The organism is Streptomyces sp. ITFR-6 (genome assembly GCF_031844725.1).
Lineage (GTDB): Bacteria > Actinomycetota > Actinomycetes > Streptomycetales > Streptomycetaceae > Streptomyces.
Genome location: NZ_CP134612.1, coordinates 3450707 through 3469933 on the forward strand (window position 1 = coordinate 3450707; position 19227 = coordinate 3469933).

13 protein-coding genes and 1 pseudogene are annotated in these 19227 nt (G+C 73.3%); 3 read left to right on the forward strand and 11 right to left on the reverse strand.

The features are described 5' to 3' along the window. Positions 1-15: 15 nt before the first annotated feature. The 8 genes from RLT59_RS15550 to RLT59_RS15585 form a co-directional block, all read right to left on the reverse strand. The gene (locus RLT59_RS15550) at positions 16-1239 is read right to left on the reverse strand and encodes a serine hydrolase domain-containing protein (protein WP_311303946.1); all 1224 of its coding nucleotides are present in this window, start codon (positions 1237-1239) and stop codon (positions 16-18) included. Then, positions 1236-2795 carry an alpha/beta hydrolase gene (locus tag RLT59_RS15555; protein ID WP_311303947.1) on the reverse strand — a complete coding sequence of 520 codons (1560 nt, stop codon included), beginning with the start codon at positions 2793-2795 and terminating at the stop codon, positions 1236-1238. Before RLT59_RS15555 ends, RLT59_RS15550 begins: the two co-directional genes overlap by 4 nt. A gap of 159 nt (positions 2796-2954) precedes the next feature. Further along, positions 2955-4550, reverse strand: coding sequence for a 4-coumarate--CoA ligase family protein (locus RLT59_RS15560; RefSeq protein ID WP_311303948.1), 1596 nt, complete (start codon positions 4548-4550; stop codon positions 2955-2957). Between the two features lie 162 nt (positions 4551-4712). Continuing rightward, a complete protein-coding gene (locus tag RLT59_RS15565; protein ID WP_311303949.1) occupies positions 4713-5873 on the reverse strand; it encodes an acyl-CoA dehydrogenase family protein in 1161 nt (386 codons plus the stop codon). Continuing rightward, positions 5870-7900 carry an acetyl/propionyl/methylcrotonyl-CoA carboxylase subunit alpha gene (locus RLT59_RS15570; protein ID WP_311303950.1) on the reverse strand — a complete coding sequence of 677 codons (2031 nt, stop codon included), beginning with the start codon at positions 7898-7900 and terminating at the stop codon, positions 5870-5872. Before RLT59_RS15570 ends, RLT59_RS15565 begins: the two co-directional genes overlap by 4 nt. A gap of 11 nt (positions 7901-7911) precedes the next feature. Continuing rightward, the gene (locus RLT59_RS15575) at positions 7912-9510 is read right to left on the reverse strand and encodes an acyl-CoA carboxylase subunit beta (protein ID WP_311303951.1); all 1599 of its coding nucleotides are present in this window, start codon (positions 9508-9510) and stop codon (positions 7912-7914) included. Continuing rightward, the gene (locus RLT59_RS15580; protein ID WP_311303952.1) at positions 9507-11246 is read right to left on the reverse strand and encodes an acyclic terpene utilization AtuA family protein; all 1740 of its coding nucleotides are present in this window, start codon (positions 11244-11246) and stop codon (positions 9507-9509) included. Before RLT59_RS15580 ends, RLT59_RS15575 begins: the two co-directional genes overlap by 4 nt. Continuing rightward, positions 11243-12043, reverse strand: a complete 801-nt coding sequence (locus RLT59_RS15585; protein ID WP_311303953.1) for a TIGR03084 family metal-binding protein — start codon at positions 12041-12043, stop codon at positions 11243-11245. The genes RLT59_RS15580 and RLT59_RS15585 overlap by 4 nt, the downstream gene beginning before the upstream one ends. Before the next feature lie 312 nt (positions 12044-12355). On the opposite strand from RLT59_RS15585, the gene RLT59_RS15590 reads away from it, so the two are divergent. Further along, entirely contained in the window at positions 12356-12883 is a 528-nt protein-coding gene (locus tag RLT59_RS15590) for a DinB family protein (RefSeq protein ID WP_311307735.1), read from the forward strand. A gap of 94 nt (positions 12884-12977) precedes the next feature. On the opposite strand, the gene RLT59_RS15595 is transcribed toward RLT59_RS15590, so the two are convergent. Further along, on the reverse strand, positions 12978-13742 hold the full coding sequence (locus tag RLT59_RS15595) for an SDR family oxidoreductase (RefSeq protein ID WP_311303954.1): 765 nt from the start codon (positions 13740-13742) through the stop codon (positions 12978-12980). Between the two features lie 128 nt (positions 13743-13870). On the opposite strand from RLT59_RS15595, the gene RLT59_RS15600 reads away from it, so the two are divergent. Then, positions 13871-14209: a winged helix-turn-helix transcriptional regulator gene (locus tag RLT59_RS15600; RefSeq protein WP_311303955.1), complete on the forward strand. Its 339-nt coding sequence runs from the start codon at positions 13871-13873 to the stop codon at positions 14207-14209. A 54-nt stretch (positions 14210-14263) separates the two neighbouring features. Here RLT59_RS15600 and RLT59_RS15605 read toward each other — a convergent pair whose 3' ends face one another. Further along, positions 14264-15241 carry an EamA family transporter gene (locus tag RLT59_RS15605; protein WP_311303956.1) on the reverse strand — a complete coding sequence of 326 codons (978 nt, stop codon included), beginning with the start codon at positions 15239-15241 and terminating at the stop codon, positions 14264-14266. Positions 15242-15404: 163 nt separating this feature from the next. On the opposite strand from RLT59_RS15605, the pseudogene RLT59_RS15610 reads away from it, so the two are divergent. Beyond that, positions 15405-16006, forward strand: a pseudogene (locus RLT59_RS15610) (LysR family transcriptional regulator); the annotation flags it as partial. A gap of 36 nt (positions 16007-16042) precedes the next feature. Here the strand turns inward: RLT59_RS15610 and RLT59_RS15615 are convergent. Next, complete coding sequence (locus RLT59_RS15615; RefSeq protein WP_399125491.1) at positions 16043-18958, reverse strand: FAD-binding and (Fe-S)-binding domain-containing protein; 2916 nt, start codon at positions 18956-18958, stop codon at positions 16043-16045. Positions 18959-19227: the final 269 nt, after the last annotated feature.

A 19227-nucleotide genomic window follows, 5' to 3' on the forward strand; every position in this document is an offset into this window, starting at 1 on the left:
TGGACGGCGGAGGGATCACCAGCCGGTCAGCGCCCTTGCGATCAGCCCCCGCCCGGCGGCGTCCTGCGCGGCCTGCGCCGGGTCTCCCATCCGCAGGGTGAAGGTCGCACTGGTCGCGGCCCGTGCGCCGTCCGGTGTCACCCCGCTCTCGGAGACGATCCCCAGATGGGTGCCGCCGTGGAACCAGATCCCGTCGCGGCTCCCGGCCACCGGCCGCCAGGCGATGCCCAGGCCGTAGCGGACGCCCGGAGCCGCGATCCAGTCGTCGGCCGCCACCGTCTCCTTCATCGCGGCGAACTGGGCCGGACGCAGCAGCCCGCCGCTCATGAGCGCGCGCAGGAAGACGCCGTGGTCGTGGGTGGTGCTGATGAGCGAGCCGTCCGCCCAGCCACCGGAGGCCAGCGTCGTGTCGGTCGGCCGCTCCACGTCGGGGAACCAGGTGTACGCGGTGGCCGTGGGCGCCGGGACGTAGGGCGAGGTGCCCGGGGTGAGTGTGTGGCGCAGGCCCAGTGGTTCGATGAGCCGGTCGTGGATCTCCTGCTCCCAGGAGTGGCCCGTCACCCGTTCGACGATCAGTCCGGCCAGCACGTAGTTGGTGTTGGAGTAGCCCCAGCGGCTTTCCCGTTCGGGGTGCCCGGCGTTCGGCAGCCAGAGCGGGGGCTGGGTCAGGGCGGCCTTCAGCTGGTCCTCGGGGACCGTGCTCAGGAAGCGCGAGCGGCGGTACCCGGCCGGGGTGAACGCGCCGGCCGCGTCGGGGGAGACGGCGAGATAGTCGTTCAGGCCACTGGTCTGCCGCAGCAGATTGGCGACCGTGATCCTGCGGCCGTCGTTCCCGTTGCCCCGCACCGCGCCGGGCAGCCGGCGCTCGACCGTGTCGGTGAGCGCGAGCCGCCCTTCGCCGACCAGTTGGAGGACGAGCACAGCCGTGAAGGTCTTGGTGTCGCTGCCGATCCGGTAGTACGCGTCCCAGGGGACCGGGTGCCGCGGGCCGGACCCGTCGGCGCGGCCCGCCCGAGCCGTCGTCCGGCCGTCGGCGGTCTGTACCTCGGCCAGCACACCTGTGGCGCCGGTGGCCAGGATCGCGTCCGCGTCGCGCTGGAGGCGGGCGCGTGACCGGCTGTCGCCGTGCGGTCCGGTGGTACGGAGGGGTGGCGGCGCGGCGGTCGCCGCTGTCGGGGCGGCCCCCGCGGTGAGCAGGGTCGCGGCCGCGGTCGCCAGGCCTCTGCGTCGGCTGATCACCGGGTCTCCTCCGTACGGCGGCAGGTCAGGTCGGCGTCGGGAAGCGTGCCGTCCCGCAGGTAGCCGACGACGGCCCGGTCGGCGCAGGGCACAGGGGTGAGGCCGTCCAGCCCCAGCCCGAACACGCCGTGCGACCGGATGTCCGCCGTCACCAGGCGTGAGCCGGTCAGGCGGCTGTGCAGGGCCAGGGCCCCCTCGAACGGGACGTTGTTGTCGCGCCGGGCCTGGAGCATCAGCAGGGGGACGTCGTTGCCGATCACCGTCGCGGGCTCGTGGGACGCGCTCGGCCAGAACACGCACGGCGCGATCATCCCGTTGACGAACGGACCGAACACGGGCTGGCTCACGCGGCTGCGTTCCATGTTCCGCCAGTACGTCTCCGGGTTCCCGGGCCAGCCCCCGGCGGGCCAGCCGCGGTCTCCGCACATGAAGAGCGCCCCGCCCACCATGCTGTCCGCCAGCTCGGGGGAGGCCAGCAGTTCCAGCATGGAGGCGAGCTCCGGACCGGGCTCGACCGGCCGGCCCGCAGCGGCCTCGACCAGGTCGTGCACGGTGGAGGCGAGCGCCGGGTCGAACTCCCCGTGCTGGATGAACTGCCGCAGCACGAGCCGCAGCGCCCCCGCGTCGAGGCGGACGCCGGAGACGACGACAGGGCGCCGCTCCGCCCCGTCGAGCAGCGTCTGAACGCTCGCGCGGACGCGGGCGGGCGTACGGCCGAGGTGGTAGGCCGCATCGCGCCCGGCGGCCCATCCGGCCCACTCGTCCAGTGACTCTTCGAGGGGCCGGCCCGCCCGCTGGAACAGCTCGTACTGGGAGGCGGTGGGGTCCGTGGACGAATCGAGGACGATCCGGTCGGCGCGGCGGGGGAACATCTGGGTGTAGACGGCGCCCAGGTCGGCGCCGTACGAGACGCCGTAGTAGGAGAGCTCGGGCGCGCCCAGCGCCGCGCGGATCGCGTCCATGTCGCGGGCGACGTTCCGGGACGTGGCGTGCGGCAGGAGCCGGGCGTTGTCCCCGTGCTCCTGGCAGCGGCGTGCGGTGTCGCGGGCGTCGCGCACCGACCGGTCGAAGTCCTCACGGCGGGTCGTGGTGGGGCCCGGCGCGGGCGCCGGAGCGGCGGGGTCGCAGCTGACGGGCGTGGACTCGCCCAGGAAGCGCGGGTCGAAGCCGATCAGGTCGTAGCGGTCCGCCGCATCCTTCAACGCGGGGCGCAGATGAAGCGTGTTGGCCAGGCCCGTGCCGCCGGGGCCGCCCGGGTTGGACAGCAGGATGCCCCGGCGCTTCCCGTGCCCTCCCTTCGCGGCGATCCGTGAGACGGCGATCTCGATCGTCGGGCCGTCGGGGTCCGCGTAGTCGAGCGGCACGGTCACCCGTGTACAACGCGCGCCCGCGGCGCGCAGTTCCTCCTGCTGCGGTGAACAGGAACTCCAGACGAGAGGGGGGCGGGACGACCCGGCGGACGCGGGCGGCGGAACGGTTGAGGCCGACGCGGGCACGCTGCCCGCGAGTACGCAGGTCAGGCCGAGACCAGCGGTGACGAGACGGGCAACGCGCATCGTGCTCCTCGGATCGGAGAAGAGGTATGCGCACGACGCTATGGGTCCGCGTGGCCCGGTAACACCGGGTCACCTGGTGGACCGCACCTGGGGAAAACCCCCGAACAGGGCCCCGGACGGGGGGAGTTGGCACCGGCGGCGGCTCGGCCGGCCGGTACGTCAACGCCGCTTCTCGCGGTCGCGCAGTTCGCGGCGGAGGATCTTGCCGGACACGGCGCGCGGTACGGCGTCGATGAACTCGACCTGCCGGATCTTCTTGTACGGGGCGACGCGCTCGGTGACGTACGCCATGACGTCGTCGGCGGTGAGGCCGTCGGGGGCGACGGTCTGCCGGCGGACCAGGAAGGCCTTGGGGACCTCGTTGCCGTCGGCGTCGTACACGCCGATGACGGCGGCGTCGGCTATGGAGGGGTGGCCGAGCAGCAGCGCTTCGAGTTCGGCGGGGGCGACCTGGTAGCCCTTGTACTTGATGAGTTCCTTTACCCGGTCGACGACGAACAGCCAGCCGTCCTCGTCCACCCGCCCGATGTCCCCGGTGTGCAGCCAGCCGTCGGTGTCGATCATCGCGGCGGTGACGTCGGGGCGGCCGAGGTAGCCCTTCATCACCTGCGGGCCGCGGATCAGGATCTCGCCGTCGGTGCCGGTTCCGACGTCCTCGCCGGGGGCTTCGATGGAGACGATGCGCATCTCGGTGTTGGGCAGCAGGGTGCCGACGGCCCCGGGCGGCGGGTTCTCGGCAGCCAGCGGGACGACGTGGGTGCCGGGCGACAGCTCCGTCATCCCGTACGCCTGGCGCAGGGGCGGCAGGCCGAGCCGCCGGGAGCAGGCGGCGGCCAGTCCGGCGTCGAGCGGGGCGGCGGAGCTGACGATGTACTCGATGGAGGACAGGTCGTACCGGTCGACGACCGGGTGCTTCGCGAGGGCCAGCACGATCGGCGGGGCCACGTAGAGGCCGGTGATGCGGTGTGTCTCGATCGCGGTCAGGAACTGGGCGAGGTCGAAGCGCGGCAGGACGACGACGGTGGCACCGCTGCGCAGCGGTGCGTTCATCAGGGCGGTGAGCCCGTAGATGTGGAAGAAGGGGAGCACGGCGAGGATGCGGGCGTCGGTGTCCATGGGGACGAAGGGGCGCAGCTGTTCCAGGTTGGTGGCCATGGAGCGGTGGGTGAGCATGACGCCCTTGGGGACGCCGGTGGTGCCGGAGGAGTACGGCAGCGCGGCGATGTCCTCGGCCGGGTCGATGGTGACCATCGGTTCGGGGGCGGTGGTGGTGAGCATGTCGAGGATCGAGGTGTGCCCGTCCGCATGGTCGCAGACGAAGATCTCTTCGATGCCGCCGACGAGCTCGGCCGCGCGGCGGGCGGTGTTCAGGAGCGGGGAGGCGGTGACGATCCAGCGCGCGGAGGAGTCGCGGAGCTGCCCCGCGAACTCCTCGGCCGTGGCGAGCGGGTGGGCGGTGGTGACGGTGGCCCCGGCCCGGGTGGCGCCGAAGAAGACGGCCGGGTAGGCGATGGTGTTCGGGCTGTGCAGGGCGAGTACGTCGCCCTTGACGAGTCCGGCGCCGGCCAGCCCGGCGGCGATCTTCCGGTGGAAGGTGTCGAGCTGCCGGTAGGTGAGCCCGCGGCTGTCGTCCGTGCCGTCGATCAGGGCGACCCTGTCTCCGAACTCCGCGGCGGCCTGGCCCAGCACCGCGTCGTGGATGGCCGTGTCGAGTGGCTGGACGTCGGGGTAGTCGCTCCGGAACACGTGCGCCATGACGGGAGTCCCTTCGATGCGGATGGCGGGGCGGCCGCTTCGGCGGGCCGCCCCGTACGACGCGTGCGAGGTGACGTGCGACGCCGGGCCGGGACCCGCACCCCGCCCCGGGGAGGGGATGCGGCCGGTCCCGTACGGCGTGGAGGGACAGAATGGCGGCTGTCAGTACGACTTGGGGAGACCCAGGGACTGATGGGATACGTAGTTCAGGATCATTTCCCGGCTGACCGGTGCGATCCGGGCCACCCGGGACGCGGTGATCAGGGAGCCGAGGCCGTACTCGCGGGTGAGGCCGTTGCCGCCGAGGGTGTGCACCGCCTGGTCGACGGCCTTGACGCACGCCTCGCCCGCCGCGTACTTCGCCATGTTCGCGGCCTCGCCCGCCCCGGCATCGTCCCCGTCGTCGTAGAGCCGGGCGGCCTTCTGCATCATCAGCCGGGCCAGTTCGAGTTCGATGTGGGCCTGGGCGAGGGGGTGCGCGATGGCCTGGTGGGCGCCGATGGGCTCCTTCCACACCTGGCGGGTCTTCGCGTACTCGACGGCCCGGCCCAGCGCGTAGCGGCCCATTCCGATGCCGAAGGCGGCGGTCATGATGCGCTCGGGGTTGAGCCCGGCGAAGAGCTGGAGGAGGCCCGCGTCCTCGTCCCCCACCAGTGCGTCTGCGGGCAGCCGCACCTCGTCCAGGACGAGTTCGAACTGCTTCTCGGGTGCCTGGAGTTCCATGTCGATCTGCGAGCGCTGGAAGCCGGGGGCCTCGCGCGGGACGATGAAGAGGCAGGGCTTGAGCCTGCCGGACCTGGCGTCCTCGGTGCGGCCGACGATGAGCGTGGCGTCGGCTATGTCGACGCCGGAGACGAAGACCTTGCGGCCGGTGAGCACCCATTCCTCGCCGTCGCGGCGGGCGGTGGTGGTGATCCGGTGCGAGTTGGAACCGGCGTCCGGCTCCGTGATGCCGAACGCCATGGTGAGGCTGCCGTCCGCGAGGCCGGGCAGCCACTGGCGCTTCTGCGCTTCGGTGCCGAAGCGGGCGATGACGGTGCCGCAGATGGCCGGTGAGACGACCATCATGAGGATGGGGGAACCGGCGGCCCCCAACTCCTCCAGGACTATGGAGAGTTCCGCCATCCCGCTGCCTCCGCCGCCGTACTCCTCGGGCAGGTTCACCCCGAGGTAGCCGAGCTCGGCGGCCTCCGCCCACAGCTCGCGGGGGTGGGCACCGTCGCGGACGACGGACGTCATGTAGTCGCGCCCGTACCGCTTTCCGAGGGCGGCGACGGCTGCGCGCAGGGCCTGGTGCTCTTCGGTTTCGAGGACGGTGCTCATGCGGTCCCAGTCTCCTCAGCGGGTGCGGATACGTCTTCCGTAGCGGGTCCGGACGCGTCTTCCGTGACGACGGCGAGCAGGGCGCCGACCTCCACCTGGAGGCCGGGTGCGGCGTGGAGCGCGGTGAGGGTGCCGGTTGCGGGGGCGAGGATGCGGTGCTCCATCTTCATCGCCTCCAGCCAGATCAGCGGCTGCCCGGCCTCGACGGTGCTCCCGGCCTCCAGGCCTTCCGCGAGGCGGACGACGGTGCCGGGCATCGGGGCGAGCAGGGAGCCGGGTTCGGTGCGTGCGGCGGGGTCGGTGAAGCGGGGCAGGGCGGTGAAGGCGTAGGAGCCGGTGGCGGTGTCCACGTACACGCGGTCGTCGTGGGCGGTCACGGTGAAGTGCCGGGTGACACCGCCTGTTTCCAGGGTGACGCGGTCGGGGCGGGCGGCGACGATCCGGAGGTCCGGGCCGGTGGTGAGCCCGTCGCGGGTGGTGCGGTAGGTGATGTCGTACTCACGGCCGTCGGGTTCGCTGCGGTAGCGACGGAGCTGGGGCTGCGAGGGGACGTTGCGCCAGGCGCCGAGACGGGCGGCGACCCCGACTGCGGCGGTGCGGGCGGTGGCGGTGCGGGCGGTGGCGGTGCGGGCGGTGGCGGTGCGGCGCGCGGCTGTGGCGAGGGCGGCGGCGGTGGCGGCCGGACGGACGGCCGCCTCTTCGGGGGCGGGGGTCAGGGCGGCCAGGTGGCGTCCGTAGAAGCCGGTGTCCAGGCGGGCCGCCGCGAAGTCCGGGTGGCGCAGGGAGCGTACGAGCAGTTCGCGGTTGGTGACCGGGCCGTGCACGCGGGCGCGCTCCAGGGTGCGGGCGAGGAGGCGGACGGCTTCGGCGCGGGTGGGGGCGTGGGCGATCACCTTGGCGATCATCGGGTCGTAGTGCACGCCGATGGTGTCGCCGTCGGTGTACCCGGTGTCCAGGCGCACACCGGGCTCGTCCGGCACCTCGAACGAGAGCAGTGCTCCGGTCTGTGGCTGCCAGTCGCGTGCCGGGTCCTCCGCGTAGAGCCGGGCCTCGACGGCGTGCCCGGCGGGCTGCGGGGGATCGGCGGAGGGCAGCGGTTCGCCCTCCGCCGTACGCAGCTGGAGGGCGACCAGATCGACGCCGAACACGGCCTCCGTCACCGGGTGTTCGACCTGGAGGCGGGTGTTCATCTCCAGGAAGTACGGCCGCCCGTCCTCGGTGACCAGGAATTCGACGGTGCCCGCGCCCCGGTAGCCGACGGCCCGTGCGGCGGCCACGGCGGCGGTGTGCAGCCGGTCGCGCAGCCCGTCGTCCAGACCGGGCGCGGGGGCCTCCTCGATGACCTTCTGGTGGCGGCGCTGGAGCGAGCAGTCCCGGGTGCCGAGCGCCCAGACGCCGTCGTGCTCGTCCGCCATGACCTGGACCTCGACATGCCGGCCGCGCTCCACGTACGGCTCCGCGAAGACCTCCCCGTCCCCGAAGGCGGACAGCGCCTCCGCGGCGGCGACGGTCAGCTCGCCTTCCAGGTCGACCAGTTCGCGGACGATCCGCATGCCCCGGCCGCCGCCGCCGGAGGCCGCCTTGAGCAGCAGCGGCAGGTCCTCGGCGCGGGCCGCGCCCGGATCGACGGGGGCGAGGAGCGGCACCCCGGCGGCGGCCATCAGCTCCTTGGCGCGGGTCTTGGACGCCATCAGCTCGATGGCTTTGACCGGCGGGCCGACCCAGATCAGCCCCGCGTCCCGCACGGCGGCGGCGAACCCGGCGTTCTCGGAGAGGAAGCCGTACCCGGGGTGGACGGCGTCGGCGCCCGCCGCGAGGGCGCCGGCCACGACGAGATCGCCGCGCAGATACGTATCGGAGGGGGCGGCCCCCGGCAGCCGTACGGCGGTGTCGGCCTCCCGTACGTGCAGCGCACCTGCGTCCGCGTCGGAGTACACGGCGACGGTGGCGATGCCCAGGGCGCGGCAGGTGCGGAAGATCCGGCAGGCGATCTCGCCCCGGTTGGCGACGAGCAGGGTGGTGATCATGCGGGTGCTCCTCACATCCGGAAGATGCCGAAGCCGCCGCGGGCGCCCTCGACCGGTGCGGTGTGGATGGCGGACAGGCACATCCCGAGGACGGTCCTGGTGTCGCGCGGGTCGATGACCCCGTCGTCGTACAGCCGCCCGGACAGGAACATCGGCAGCGACTCGGACTCGATCTGCTGCTCCACCATGGCGCGCAGTCCGGCGTCCGCCTCGTCGTCGTACGGGCGCCCCTTGGCGGCGGCAGAGGCTCGGGCGACGATGGAGAGCACCCCGGCCAGCTGCTGCGGGCCCATGACGGCGGACTTGCTGCTCGGCCAGGCGAACAGGAAGCGCGGGTCGTAGGCCCTGCCGCACATGCCGTAGTGCCCGGCGCCGTAGGAGGCGCCCATCAGGACGGACAGGTGCGGGACCCTGGAGTTGGACACCGCGTTGATCATCATCGCGCCGTGCTTGATGATGCCGCCCTGCTCGTACTCCTTGCCGACCATGTAGCCGGTGGTGTTGTGCAGGAAGAGGAGCGGGATGTCGCGCTGGTTGGCGAGCTGGATGAACTGCGCGGCCTTCTGCGACTCCTCGCTGAACAGCACGCCCTGCGCGTTGGCGAGGATGCCGACGGGGTAGCCGTGCAGCCGGGCCCAGCCGGTGACCAGGCTGGTCCCGTAGAGCGGCTTGAACGCGTCGAAGTCCGAGCCGTCGACGAGCCGGGCGATGACCTCACGCGGGTCGAAGGGGACCTTCAGGTCGCCGGGGACGATGCCGATCAGCTCGTCCTGGTCGTACTTCGGTGGTTCGGCTTGGCCCGGTTCTGCGTGCTCCTTGCGCCAGTTGAGGCGGGCGACGATCCGGCGGGCCTGGCGCAGCGCGTCCTGCTCGTCGGCGGCGAAGTGGTCGGCGAGGCCGGAGGTGCGGGCGTGCATCTCGGCGCCGCCGAGCGATTCGTCGTCGCTCTCCTCGCCGGTCGCCATCTTCACCAGCGGCGGTCCGCCGAGGAAGACCTTGGACCGCTCCTTGATCATCACGGTGTGGTCGGACATCCCGGGGACGTACGCCCCGCCTGCCGTGGAGTTCCCGAAGACGACCGCCACGGTCGGGATACCGGCGGCGGAGAGGCGGGTGAGGTCGCGGAAGAGCGCCCCGCCGGGAATGAAGATCTCCTTCTGGGAGGGGAGGTCGGCCCCGCCCGACTCGACCAGGCTGATGGTGGGCAGCCGGTTGGCGAAGGCGATCTCGTTGGCGCGCAGCGCCTTTTTCAGCGTCCAGGGGTTGGAGGCGCCGCCGCGTACGGTCGGGTCGTTGGCGGTGATCAGGCACTCCACGCCCTCTACCACGCCGATCCCGGTGACGAGCGAGGCGCCGACCGCGTGATCACTGCCCCAGGCGGCGAGCGGCGACAGCTCCAGGAACGGGGTGTCCCGGTCGACGAGCAGTTCGATGCGCTCGCGGGCCAGCAGCTTGCCGCGCGAGCGGTGCCGCTCGACGTACTTCTCACCGCCGCCCTCCAGCGCCTTGGCGTGTGCGGCGTCGAGTTCGGTGAGCTTGTCGAGCATCGCCGCCCGGTTCGCGGCGTATTCGGGGCTCGCGGTGTCGAGCCCGGTGGGCAGGACGGTCATGCGTGCACCTCCGGTGCGCTGTCCAGCAGAGCTGCGGGTATCTCCAGGTGGCGGGAGCGGAGCCACTCCCCCAGCGCCTTGGCCTGCGGGTCGAAGCGGTGCTGGGCGGCGACGCCCTCACCGAGCAGCCCGTGGACGGTGAAGTTCAGGGCGCGCAGGTTCGGCAGGACATGGCGTACGACGGAGAGCGGTGCGGTCTCCGGGAGGAGTTCCCGGAAGCGCTCCACGGTCAGCTCGTGGGCCAGCCACCGCCATGCCTCCTCGCTCCGTACCCACACCCCCACGTTCGCGTCCCCGCCCTTGTCGCCGCTGCGGGCGCCCGCGACGAGCCCGAGCGGGGCGCTGCGGGTGGGGCCCGCGTCCAACGGCGTTGGCAGTGACGGCTGTTCGGTGTCCGCGAGGGGGAGCGTCCGTACGGGGGGATCGATGGTCCGGCGCGTTCCGTCGGGCAGTACGGCGACGTGCCCGACGGAACGCGCCGGTACGTACCGGGCCTCGAACACCCCGTAGGGCGCGCCCTTTCCGGGCGGGGCGGTGACGTGGAAGCCGGGGTAGCTGCCGAGGGCCAGCTCGATCGCGGCGCCGGACAGGGCCCGCCCGACGGCGTCCGGGTCCTGGTCGCGGACGACGAGCCGGAGCAGGGCGCTCGCGGTTTCCTCGGTCGCGGCGTCGGCCCGGTCGGTACGGGCCAGCTCCCACCGCACCTCGGCCGGCCGCTTTCCGGCGCGGGCGAACGCGCCCGCGATCTGGTCCCTCAGCAGCCGTTCCTTGGCCTCGATGTCGAGACCGGTGAGGACGAAGACGACCTCGTTGCGCCAGCCGCCGAGCCGGGTGAGCCCGGCCTTGAGGGTGGGCGGCGGGGCCTCGCCCCTCACGCCGGAGATCCTGACCCGGTCGGGGCCGTCGGAGGACAGCCGTACGGTGTCGAGCCGGGCGGTGACGTCGGGTCCCGCGTACCGGGCGCCGCCGGTCTCGTACAGCAGTTGGGCGGTGACCGTGCCGGGGTCGACGACGCCGCCGGTGCCGTCGTGCTTGGTGATGACGGACGTCCCGTCCGCGTGGATCTCGGCTATGGGGAAGCCGGGGCGGCGGATGTCGTGGTCGCGGGAGGAGTCGCGGAAGAAGGAGTAGTTCCCGCCGGTCGCCTGGGTGCCGCACTCCAGTACGTGCCCTGCGACAACGGCCCCGGCGAGCGCGTCGTGGTCCTCGGGCCCCCAGCCGAAGTGGGCGGCGGCGGGCCCGGTGACGAGGGCCGCGTCGGTGACCCGCCCGGTGACGACGACGTCGGCACCGGCCCGCAGACAGGCGGCGATGCCCGCGCCGCCGAGGTAGGCGTTGGCGGTGAGATACCCGTCGGGTACGGAGAGGCTGTCGCCCTCGACATGGGCGACGCGCACCGGGACGCCCACCTTGTCGGCCAACGCGCGGATGGCGTCCGCCAGTCCGGCCGGGTTGAGGCCGCCCGCGTTGGCGACGATCCGTACTCCGCGCTCGCGGGCGAGCCCGAGGCCCTCCTCCAGCTGGCGCAGGAAGGTGGTGGCGTAGCCGCGCGCGGGGTCCTTGAGGCGGCTGCGGCCGAGGATGAGCATGGTCAGCTCGGCGAGGTAGTCCCCGGTGAGGACGTCGATGGGGCCGCCGGTGAGCATCTCGCGCACGGCGTCGAAGCGGTCACCGTAGAACCCGGAGGCGTTGCCGATCAGCAGCGGCGGGGGCTGCGCGTCCGCCCCCGGGGTCATGCGCCGCTCCCCCGCTGCGCGGCGCGCCCCGGACCGGCGGGCCCGGCGAAGGCCTGCGCGATGCCCAGCCACACCTCCGCGTCGGGCCCTTCTGCCCGTACGGCGAGGTCGTCGCGGTGGGCGCGCTGGGTGACGAGCAGGCAGAAATCGTGCAGCGGCCCGGTGACCCGCTGGGCGGCGTCCTCGGGCCCGTACGCGATCAACTCGCCTCCGAGACCCTCAAGTTCCACCCGGAACTCTTCGCCGGGCGCCGGGATGCCCCGTACCAGGAAGGCGTAGTCCCGCGCCCGTACCCCGATCCGCGCCACGTGCCGCAGCCGGGCGGTGGGGGTGCGGGTGACGCCGAGCGCGTCGGCCACGTCCTGGCCGTGCGCCCAGGTCTCCATGAGGCGGCCGGTCGCCATGGAGGCGACGCTCATCGGCGGCCCGTACCAGGGGAATCGGGTCCCGGCGGGGGCCGAGCGCAGGGCCTCCTGGAGCCGCTGCCGCCCGTCGCGCCAGTGGGTCAGCAGGGCGGGCGGTGCGTACGCCGCCACGACCTCGGCGGCGGCCTCGTCGACGAAGCCCTCGGGGTCCCGCATCGCCTTCGCGACCTCCTCCCCGAACTGCTCCGGTTCGGTGACGGAGAGCAGCGCCACCTCGTCGGTCCAGCTCAGATGGGCCACCTGGTGGGCGACGGTCCACCCTGCGGCGGGCGTCGCGCCCGCCCACCGCGGGGCGCTCAACCCAGCTACCAGCAGGTCGAGTTCCTCGCTCTCGCTGCGCAGATCGTCGAGCACGGCTGAGGCATCGGACACGGTGCGCTCCCCTCGGGGCGTGGCGGTGTGCCCCGGAGCCTGCCAGCGGAACAGAAAACAATCAAGCATGCTTGCATTGTTTTCTGCGCCTTCCTCCCCGCCCGTACGTCCCGCTCGGCGCCGCTGTCAGTGGGCAGCGCTAGCGTCGTCGTCATCCATGGGCTCGGCCACCCCGTACACGCATACGCCTGCGCTCCCGGTGACCGGCTCCGTCTGTCCTTCCGACCGATGCCTCAGGAGTGATGCCACGTGGCGGACCGACTGGACCGTGAACCTGAGCCGGAAGCCGTGACCGCGTCCCGGCGAAGGCCTGTGCACCGGCAGGCGGACGCCGGACTCGGCCCGCTCAAGGACGCGCTGGACCGCCAGCGCGAGCACGTACTCGGCTTTCTCGAAGGGCTCCCGGAGGAGGCCCTCCGGCGGCCCGTACTGCCCAGCGGGTGGAGCTGCCTGGCACTGCTGCGCCACCTCACCGTGGATGTCGAGCGCTTCTGGTTCCCCGGCGTCGTCGCGGGCGAGCCGGACACGGCCGCCCAGCTGATGGCGGGCGCGGAGGCGCACTGGTACGTACCCGAGGGGATGAGCGCCCAAGAGGTCTTCGCGGACTACCGAGCCGCCATCACCCGTGCGGACGCCGTGCTCGCCACCGCCGCCCCCGGCCAGGAGCCCGCCGCGTGGCCGGTGGAGATCTGGCCGGACTGGCGGCTGCCCGACGTCCAGCACATCCTGATCCACGTGGTCACCGAAGTCGCCTGCCACAGCGGTCATCTCGACGCTGCCCGCGAGCTCATCGACGGGACCACCTGGCTCGGCGGCAGCCCGTACGCCGCACCCGGGTGAGGGCGGCGGACGCCGTCGCGCGCGTTCTCCGGCGGGACGGCGGGCCGGGCGTCTTCGCCCAGGAACCCGCGCCGTCCGGTCCGGCGGGGAACGCTCAGCCCGTCGGGCCGCCCACGAGGACCGACCAGCCGCCGTCCACCCGCAGAGTCGTACCGGTGGCGACGCCGAGAGCGGGGTCGGCGGCCAGTGCCACCGCGGCGGCGACATCGTCGGGCTCAAGCATCCGGCCCAGCACGGATTCACGGGCCAGCAGCGCGCCGCGCTCACTGGTCAGGACCTCCGCGGTGGCGGGCGTCCGGACGGCCCCGGGGGCGACGACGAGCACGCTGACGCCGTCGCGCGCGCTCTCCGCGGCGATGTGCCGGGCGAAGGTGGCCAGCGCGGATTTCGCCGTGCCGTGCGCGAGCCTGCCTTCGCCGACGTAGTCCGCGGCGGTGCTGCCGATGTAGATGATCCGGCCCGCGCCCTGCGCCCTCATCGGCACGAGGGCGCGCTTGGTGATGTGGAAGGCACCGGCCAGCTCGCCGGTGACCTTGGCCGCGAAGTCCGTCCAGGCCAGGTCCGTGAGCGCGGCGAAGGGCGGCGGAGCGGTGTTGGCGGCCGCGACGACGGTGTCGATCCGCCCGTGGGCGGCGAGAATCCCGGCCATCAGCTCGTCGACGGCGGCCGGGTCGGTGACGTCGGCCCCGGCGATGGACGCGCTGCCGCCCGCGGCCTCGATGGCACGCACGGTCTCGGCCGCTTCGGCTGCACCGGTGCGGTAGTTGACGATCACGTGGTGACCGCGCGTTCCGAGCTGCCGAGCGATGGCCGCCCCCAGGCCGCGGGCGGCGCCGGTGACGAGTGCGGTCGGTTTCATACTGCCTCCTCAGGTCGTGAGCAGGTCGCTAACCTAAGGAGAGCGCGGTTGCGGCGGAAGGCGCTCACCACGTGGTGCGGTGCTCACCCGACGGTGAGCGCGCAGTCCAGGAGCCCGGGAGAGACGTGATGGGTGACGTGTTCCACAAAAACTGCCCGGCGCGTGAGGTGTTGGGGCACCTCGCCGGCCGGTGGACGATGCTGATCCTCACGGCGCTGCTGGCCGAACCGCTCCGCTATCACGAGCTGCGCACGGTGGTCGCGGGTATCAGCGACAAGAGCCTCGCGGCCACGCTCCGCTCACTCCAGCAGGACGGACTGGTGCACCGCCGGGTCGGCACGGGACAGCCGCCGTCCGTGACGTATTCGGTCACAGAGCTGGGCCGTGGCGCGGCGGCCGCGCTGGACCCGCTGCTGCGCTGGATCCGCGCCAACGCGGCGGACATCACGGCACACCGCGAGACGTGACCGGGCGCTCCGGCGCGAGACGTGACCGGGCGGTCCGGCCGGTCCGAGTGAGAGCTACGGGACGGCAGGCCCTTCGCCCCGCGGCTTCCGCCGGCCCCCGACCTGGCTGCGTACCGCGCCCATGCTCGCCCCGATGACCAGGGCGATGGCCAGGGCGTCCGTGGTGGAGAGCGCCTGGTCGAGGATGAGGAAGCCGGCCGTGGCCGCGATGGCGGGTTCCAGGCTCATCAGGATCGCGAAGGTGGGGGCGGGCAGTCTGCGCAGCGCCATGAGTTCGAGGGTGTACGGGAGGACGGAGCTGAGCACCGCCACGGCCGCACCCAGTCCGAGCGTGCTGGGCACCAGGAGCTTCGAGCCGGACTCCATGATGCCGAGCGGGAGCGAGAGCAGGGCGGCCACCACCATGGCCATGGCCAGTCCGTCGGCCTGCGGGAAACGGCGGCCGGTGCGGGCGCTGAAGATGATGTACGTCGCCCACATCGCTCCCGCGCCGAGCGCGTACGCGGCGCCCACCGGATCGAGCCGGTCGAAGCCGCCGCCGCTGAGCAGCAGGACCCCGCCCAGGGCGAGGGCCGCCCAGACCACGTTGACCAGGCGGCGCGAGGCGAACACCGAGAGGGCGAGCGGGCCCAGCACCTCCAGGGTGACGGCCGCGCCGAGCGGGATGCGGTCGGCGGCCTGGTAGAAGAGCGTGTTCATGGCGCCCATCGCGATGCCGAAGGCGAGCACCGTGCCCCAGTCGGCGCGCGAGTGGCCGCGCAGCTTGGGGCGGCACACGACGAGCAGGATGAGCGCGGCGGCCGCGAGGCGCAGCGTGACGACTCCGAGGGCGCCGGCCTTCGGCATCAGCAGGACGGCGACCGCCGCGCCGAACTGCACGGAGAGGCCGCCCGCGACCACCAGCGCGACCGGGGCGAGCGCGGCTCCGCGCCCTCCGGCGGGGGCCGGACCGCCCGGCTCACCGAGGGCCGCGACCGCCTCCGGTACGGCGACGGCGGCGGCCGGTTCTGCGGCGGTGCCCTGGTCGTTCACCTGTGGCCTGACTTCCCTGGTTCACGGCATGCGAAACAAGTGCAATATGCCGCACTGCCCAATTGAAGATACTGCACTCACTTCGTGCAGCCCATTTTCTTACCGTAGACACCTCGGCGTGGCGCCTGAAATGCCGACTGGGCTCCCGTTATGCTCCCGGCGCATGAGTACGGGACAGGGCGCGGGCCGGAGCGCCGGACGTGGTGTCGAGGTCCGTCATCTGCGCGCGTTCCTCGCCGTCGCCGAGGAGTCCAGCGTGACCCGGGCCGCCGCCCGGCTCCGGCTCACCCAGCCCGCCGTCTCCCGCACCCTGGCCGCCCTGGAGCGCCACCTCGGCATCCGGCTCGTCGACCGCTCCACCCACCACCTGGCCCTCACCCCCGAAGGCGTCGCCTTCCGCGACAAGGCCGCCGTCGCCGTGGCCGCGTTCGACGAGGCGCTCGACCCGGACGGGCTGCGCGGGTGGCCGCTGCGGCTCGGGCATGCCTGGTCCGCGTTCGGCCGGTACACCACACCACTGCTCCGATGCTCCGAGGCTGGCAGGAGCGGTATCCGCGGACCCCGCTCGAACTTCTGCGGATCGACGACCGCACGGCCGGGCTGACCCGTGGCGAGGTCGATGCCGCGGTACTGCGCGGGCCGGTCGAGGCACCCGGCCTCCTCACCGAGGTGCTGTACGAGGAGGAGCGGGTAGCGGCCGTGGCGGCGGACGGCCCCCTCGCCCGCCGCGACGCACCCGGCCATCCGGCGCTGGGCGATCTCGCGGCGCCGGCCCGGGAGATCGTGGGGCGGAAGGCGGAATCAAGCCCCTCCGGCGATTGAGGAGCGGGGGTCCGGGGGCAGCGCGCCCGGGGGCAGCCCCTCCGCCAGCACCTCCGCCAGGTGCCGCGCCCGGACCCCGCCCAGCTGGGCCAGCTGCGTCCGGCAGGAGAACCCGTCCGCCAGCACCTCCGCTCCCACCGGCGCCTCCCGTACCGCCGGGAGCAGCGCGTCCTGCGCGCAGGCCACGGAGACGTCCCAGTGGCCGCGTTCGAAGCCGAAGTTGCCGGCCAGTCCGCAGCAGCCGCCGGTCAGTTCGCCGGTGAGGCCCGCCCGTTCACGGAGGCGGCGGTCCGGGCCGTCGCCCAGGACCGCGTGCTGGTGGCAGTGGGTCTGGCCGGTGACCGGGCGGTCCAGTTGCGGGGGCCGCCAGTCGGGGGCGTACTTCTCCAGGTACTCGGCCAGGGTGTGGACGGAGGCGGCCAGTCGGGCGGCGCGCGGGTCGTCCGGCAGCAGCTCGGGGAGGTCCGTGCGCAGGGTGGCCGCGCAGCTCGGTTCGAGGACGATCACCGGGGAGTCGTGGGTGCCGGCCAGCCGGTCCAGGGTGCGGCGCATCACCGTGCGGGCCCGGTCCAGCTGGCCCGTGGAGACGTAGGTGAGGCCGCAGCACAGTCCGCGGCCGGGCGGGATCACCCGGCGGCCGGTAGCCGCCTCCACGACCTTCACCGCCGCCCGGCCCACCTCGGGCGAGAGGTGTTCGGTGAAGGTGTCGGGCCAGACCGTGGCCACCTGGTCGCTGGAGAAGAGGAACGTCCCCTTGCCCCAGCGCCTGCCCAGCCACCCGGTGAACGTCTCCCGCGCCAGGACCGGAATCCCCCGCTCCGGTGCGATGCCCGCCAGCCGCTTGGCGAGCGCGGCGAGCGGCCGCACCCGGGCCAGGGCGTTCAGCACGCCCGCGAACGGGGCCGCCAGGCGCAGCCACTGCGGGAGCCGTCCCAGCGCGTAGTGGGAGGCGGGACGCAGCCTGTGCCGGTAGTGGTGGTACAGGAACTCCGCCTTGTACGTGGCCATGTCCACGCCCACCGGGCAGTCGCTGCGGCAGCCCTTGCAGGACAGGCAGAGGTCGAGCGCGTCCCGTACCTCCGTAGAGCGCCAGCCGTCCGTGATGACCCCGCCCGCCGGTCCGGCCAGCATCTCGTGCAGCAGCCGGGCCCGGCCCCTGGTCGAGTGGGCCTCCTCGCCGGTCGCGCGGAAGGACGGGCACATCACGGCCGGGCCCGCGGCCTCCGTCGTACGGCACTTGGCGACGCCGACGCACCTGCGCACCGCTGCCGAGAAGTCGCCGCCGTCGTGCGGGTAGCCGAAGGCGACGTCGACCGGTCCGCGCGGCAGTACGTCGAAGCGGAGGTTCTCGTCGAGGCGGGCCGGGCGGGCGAGGATGCCCGGGTTCATGCCGCCGTCCGGGTCCCAGAGGTCCTTGAACCGGGCGAAGAGGCCGACGAGTTCGTCCCCGTACATCTTCGGCAGGAGTTCGGCGCGGGCCTGGCCGTCGCCGTGTTCGCCGGAGAGCGATCCGCCGTGTGCGACGACGAGTGCGGCCTGCTCCTCCGAGAAGCGGCGGAAGCGGGCCACGCCGTCGGCGCTCAGCAGGTCGAAGTCGATCCGCACGTGGATGCAGCCGTCGCCGAAGTGCCCGTACGGGGTGCCGCGCAGCCCGTGTCCGGCGAGCAGGGCGCGGAAGTCGCGCAGGTAGGGGCCGAGCCGGGCGGGCGGCACCGCACAGTCCTCCCAGCCGGGCCAGGCCTCGCTGCCGTCAGGCATGCGGGTCGCGGTGCCGGACGCGTCCTCCCTGATCCGCCACAGCGCCCGCTGCCCGGCCGGGTCCGTGACGACGGCGGTGTCGACGGCGTCCGGGGACGCGGCCCGCGCGATCCGTTCCGCGTGGGACCGCGCCTCCGCCGGGGTGGCGCCGCCCGTCTCGACGAAGAGCCAGGCCGCGCCGCGCGGCAGCCCGGCCGGTTCGCGTACGAGGTCGGCGGCCATGCCCTCGACGGTCAGCGGGTGGTACGGGAGGAGGCCGGGCGCGGCCTCCGCGGCGGCGGACTCGTCGGCGTAGCCGAGTACGGCGAGCGCGCGGACCGCCGGAGCCTCGACGAGCCGCACCACCGCCTCCGTCACCACGCCGAGCGTGCCCTCGCTGCCGCAGAACGCGCGGGCGGGGTCCGGTCCGCGCTCGGGCAGCAGGGCGTCCAGGGCGTATCCGGAGATGCGGCGCGGGAGTTCGGGGAATCCGGTGCGCAGCAGGGCGAGATGGGCGGCGACCAGCTCCGGGACCCCGGCGGGTCCGGGCGCGCCGGGCTCCAGGCGCAGGGTGTCGCCGCCGTAGCGGGCGACGGTCAGCGCGTGGACATTGTCGGCCGTGGTGCCCCAGGCGACCGAGTGCGCGCCGCAGGAGTTGTTGCCGATCATGCCGCCGATGGTGCAGCGGCTGTGTGTGGAGGGGTCCGGGCCGAAGGTGAGCCCGTGCGGGGCGGCGGCGGCCCTCAGCTCGTCCAGGACGACGCCCGGCTGGACCACCGCCGTACGGGAGCCGGGGTCCAGCTCGACGACCGAGCGCAGGTGGCGGGTGAGGTCGAGGACGACTCCGGTGCCGGTGGCCTGCCCGGCGATGGACGTGCCGCCGCCGCGCGGCACGACGGGCACCCCGTGCGCGCGGCAGACGGCGAGCGCGGCGGCGATGTCGTCGGCGTCGCGCGGGGCGACGACACCGAGCGGCACCCGGCGGTAGTTGGACGCGTCCATCGTCGTCAGGGCCCGCGCGGTGGCGTCGAACGCGACCTCGCCGCGCACCGCTGAGCGCAGGGCCGAGCGCAGTGCTCCGGCGAGTGCGGTGCGGTCGGGGGCGGTGCGGTCGGGTCCGTCGCGGTCGGAGTCGGTTGTTGCCTCAAGAGGTGCCATCCGGCCAGGATCCCGCCGGTCCGGTCCGATGCGCGCCCGCCTGCTCGCGTTTCCGCCGAATGCGTCAATACCTAGGAATTCGACGGGTAAGCGAACACATACGCAACAGAGAGCACCACAAGTTCTTCCCAAACAGATCGTCAATTCTCATATAGTGACTGAGACTTGTCTGGGAATCTTCTGTTCCAGTTATCTCACTTCCCTACCGCATAACCGACTTGCCCGAACCGTCCCGCCCGCCCGTCACCATCCGCCCGTCACCGTCCGCC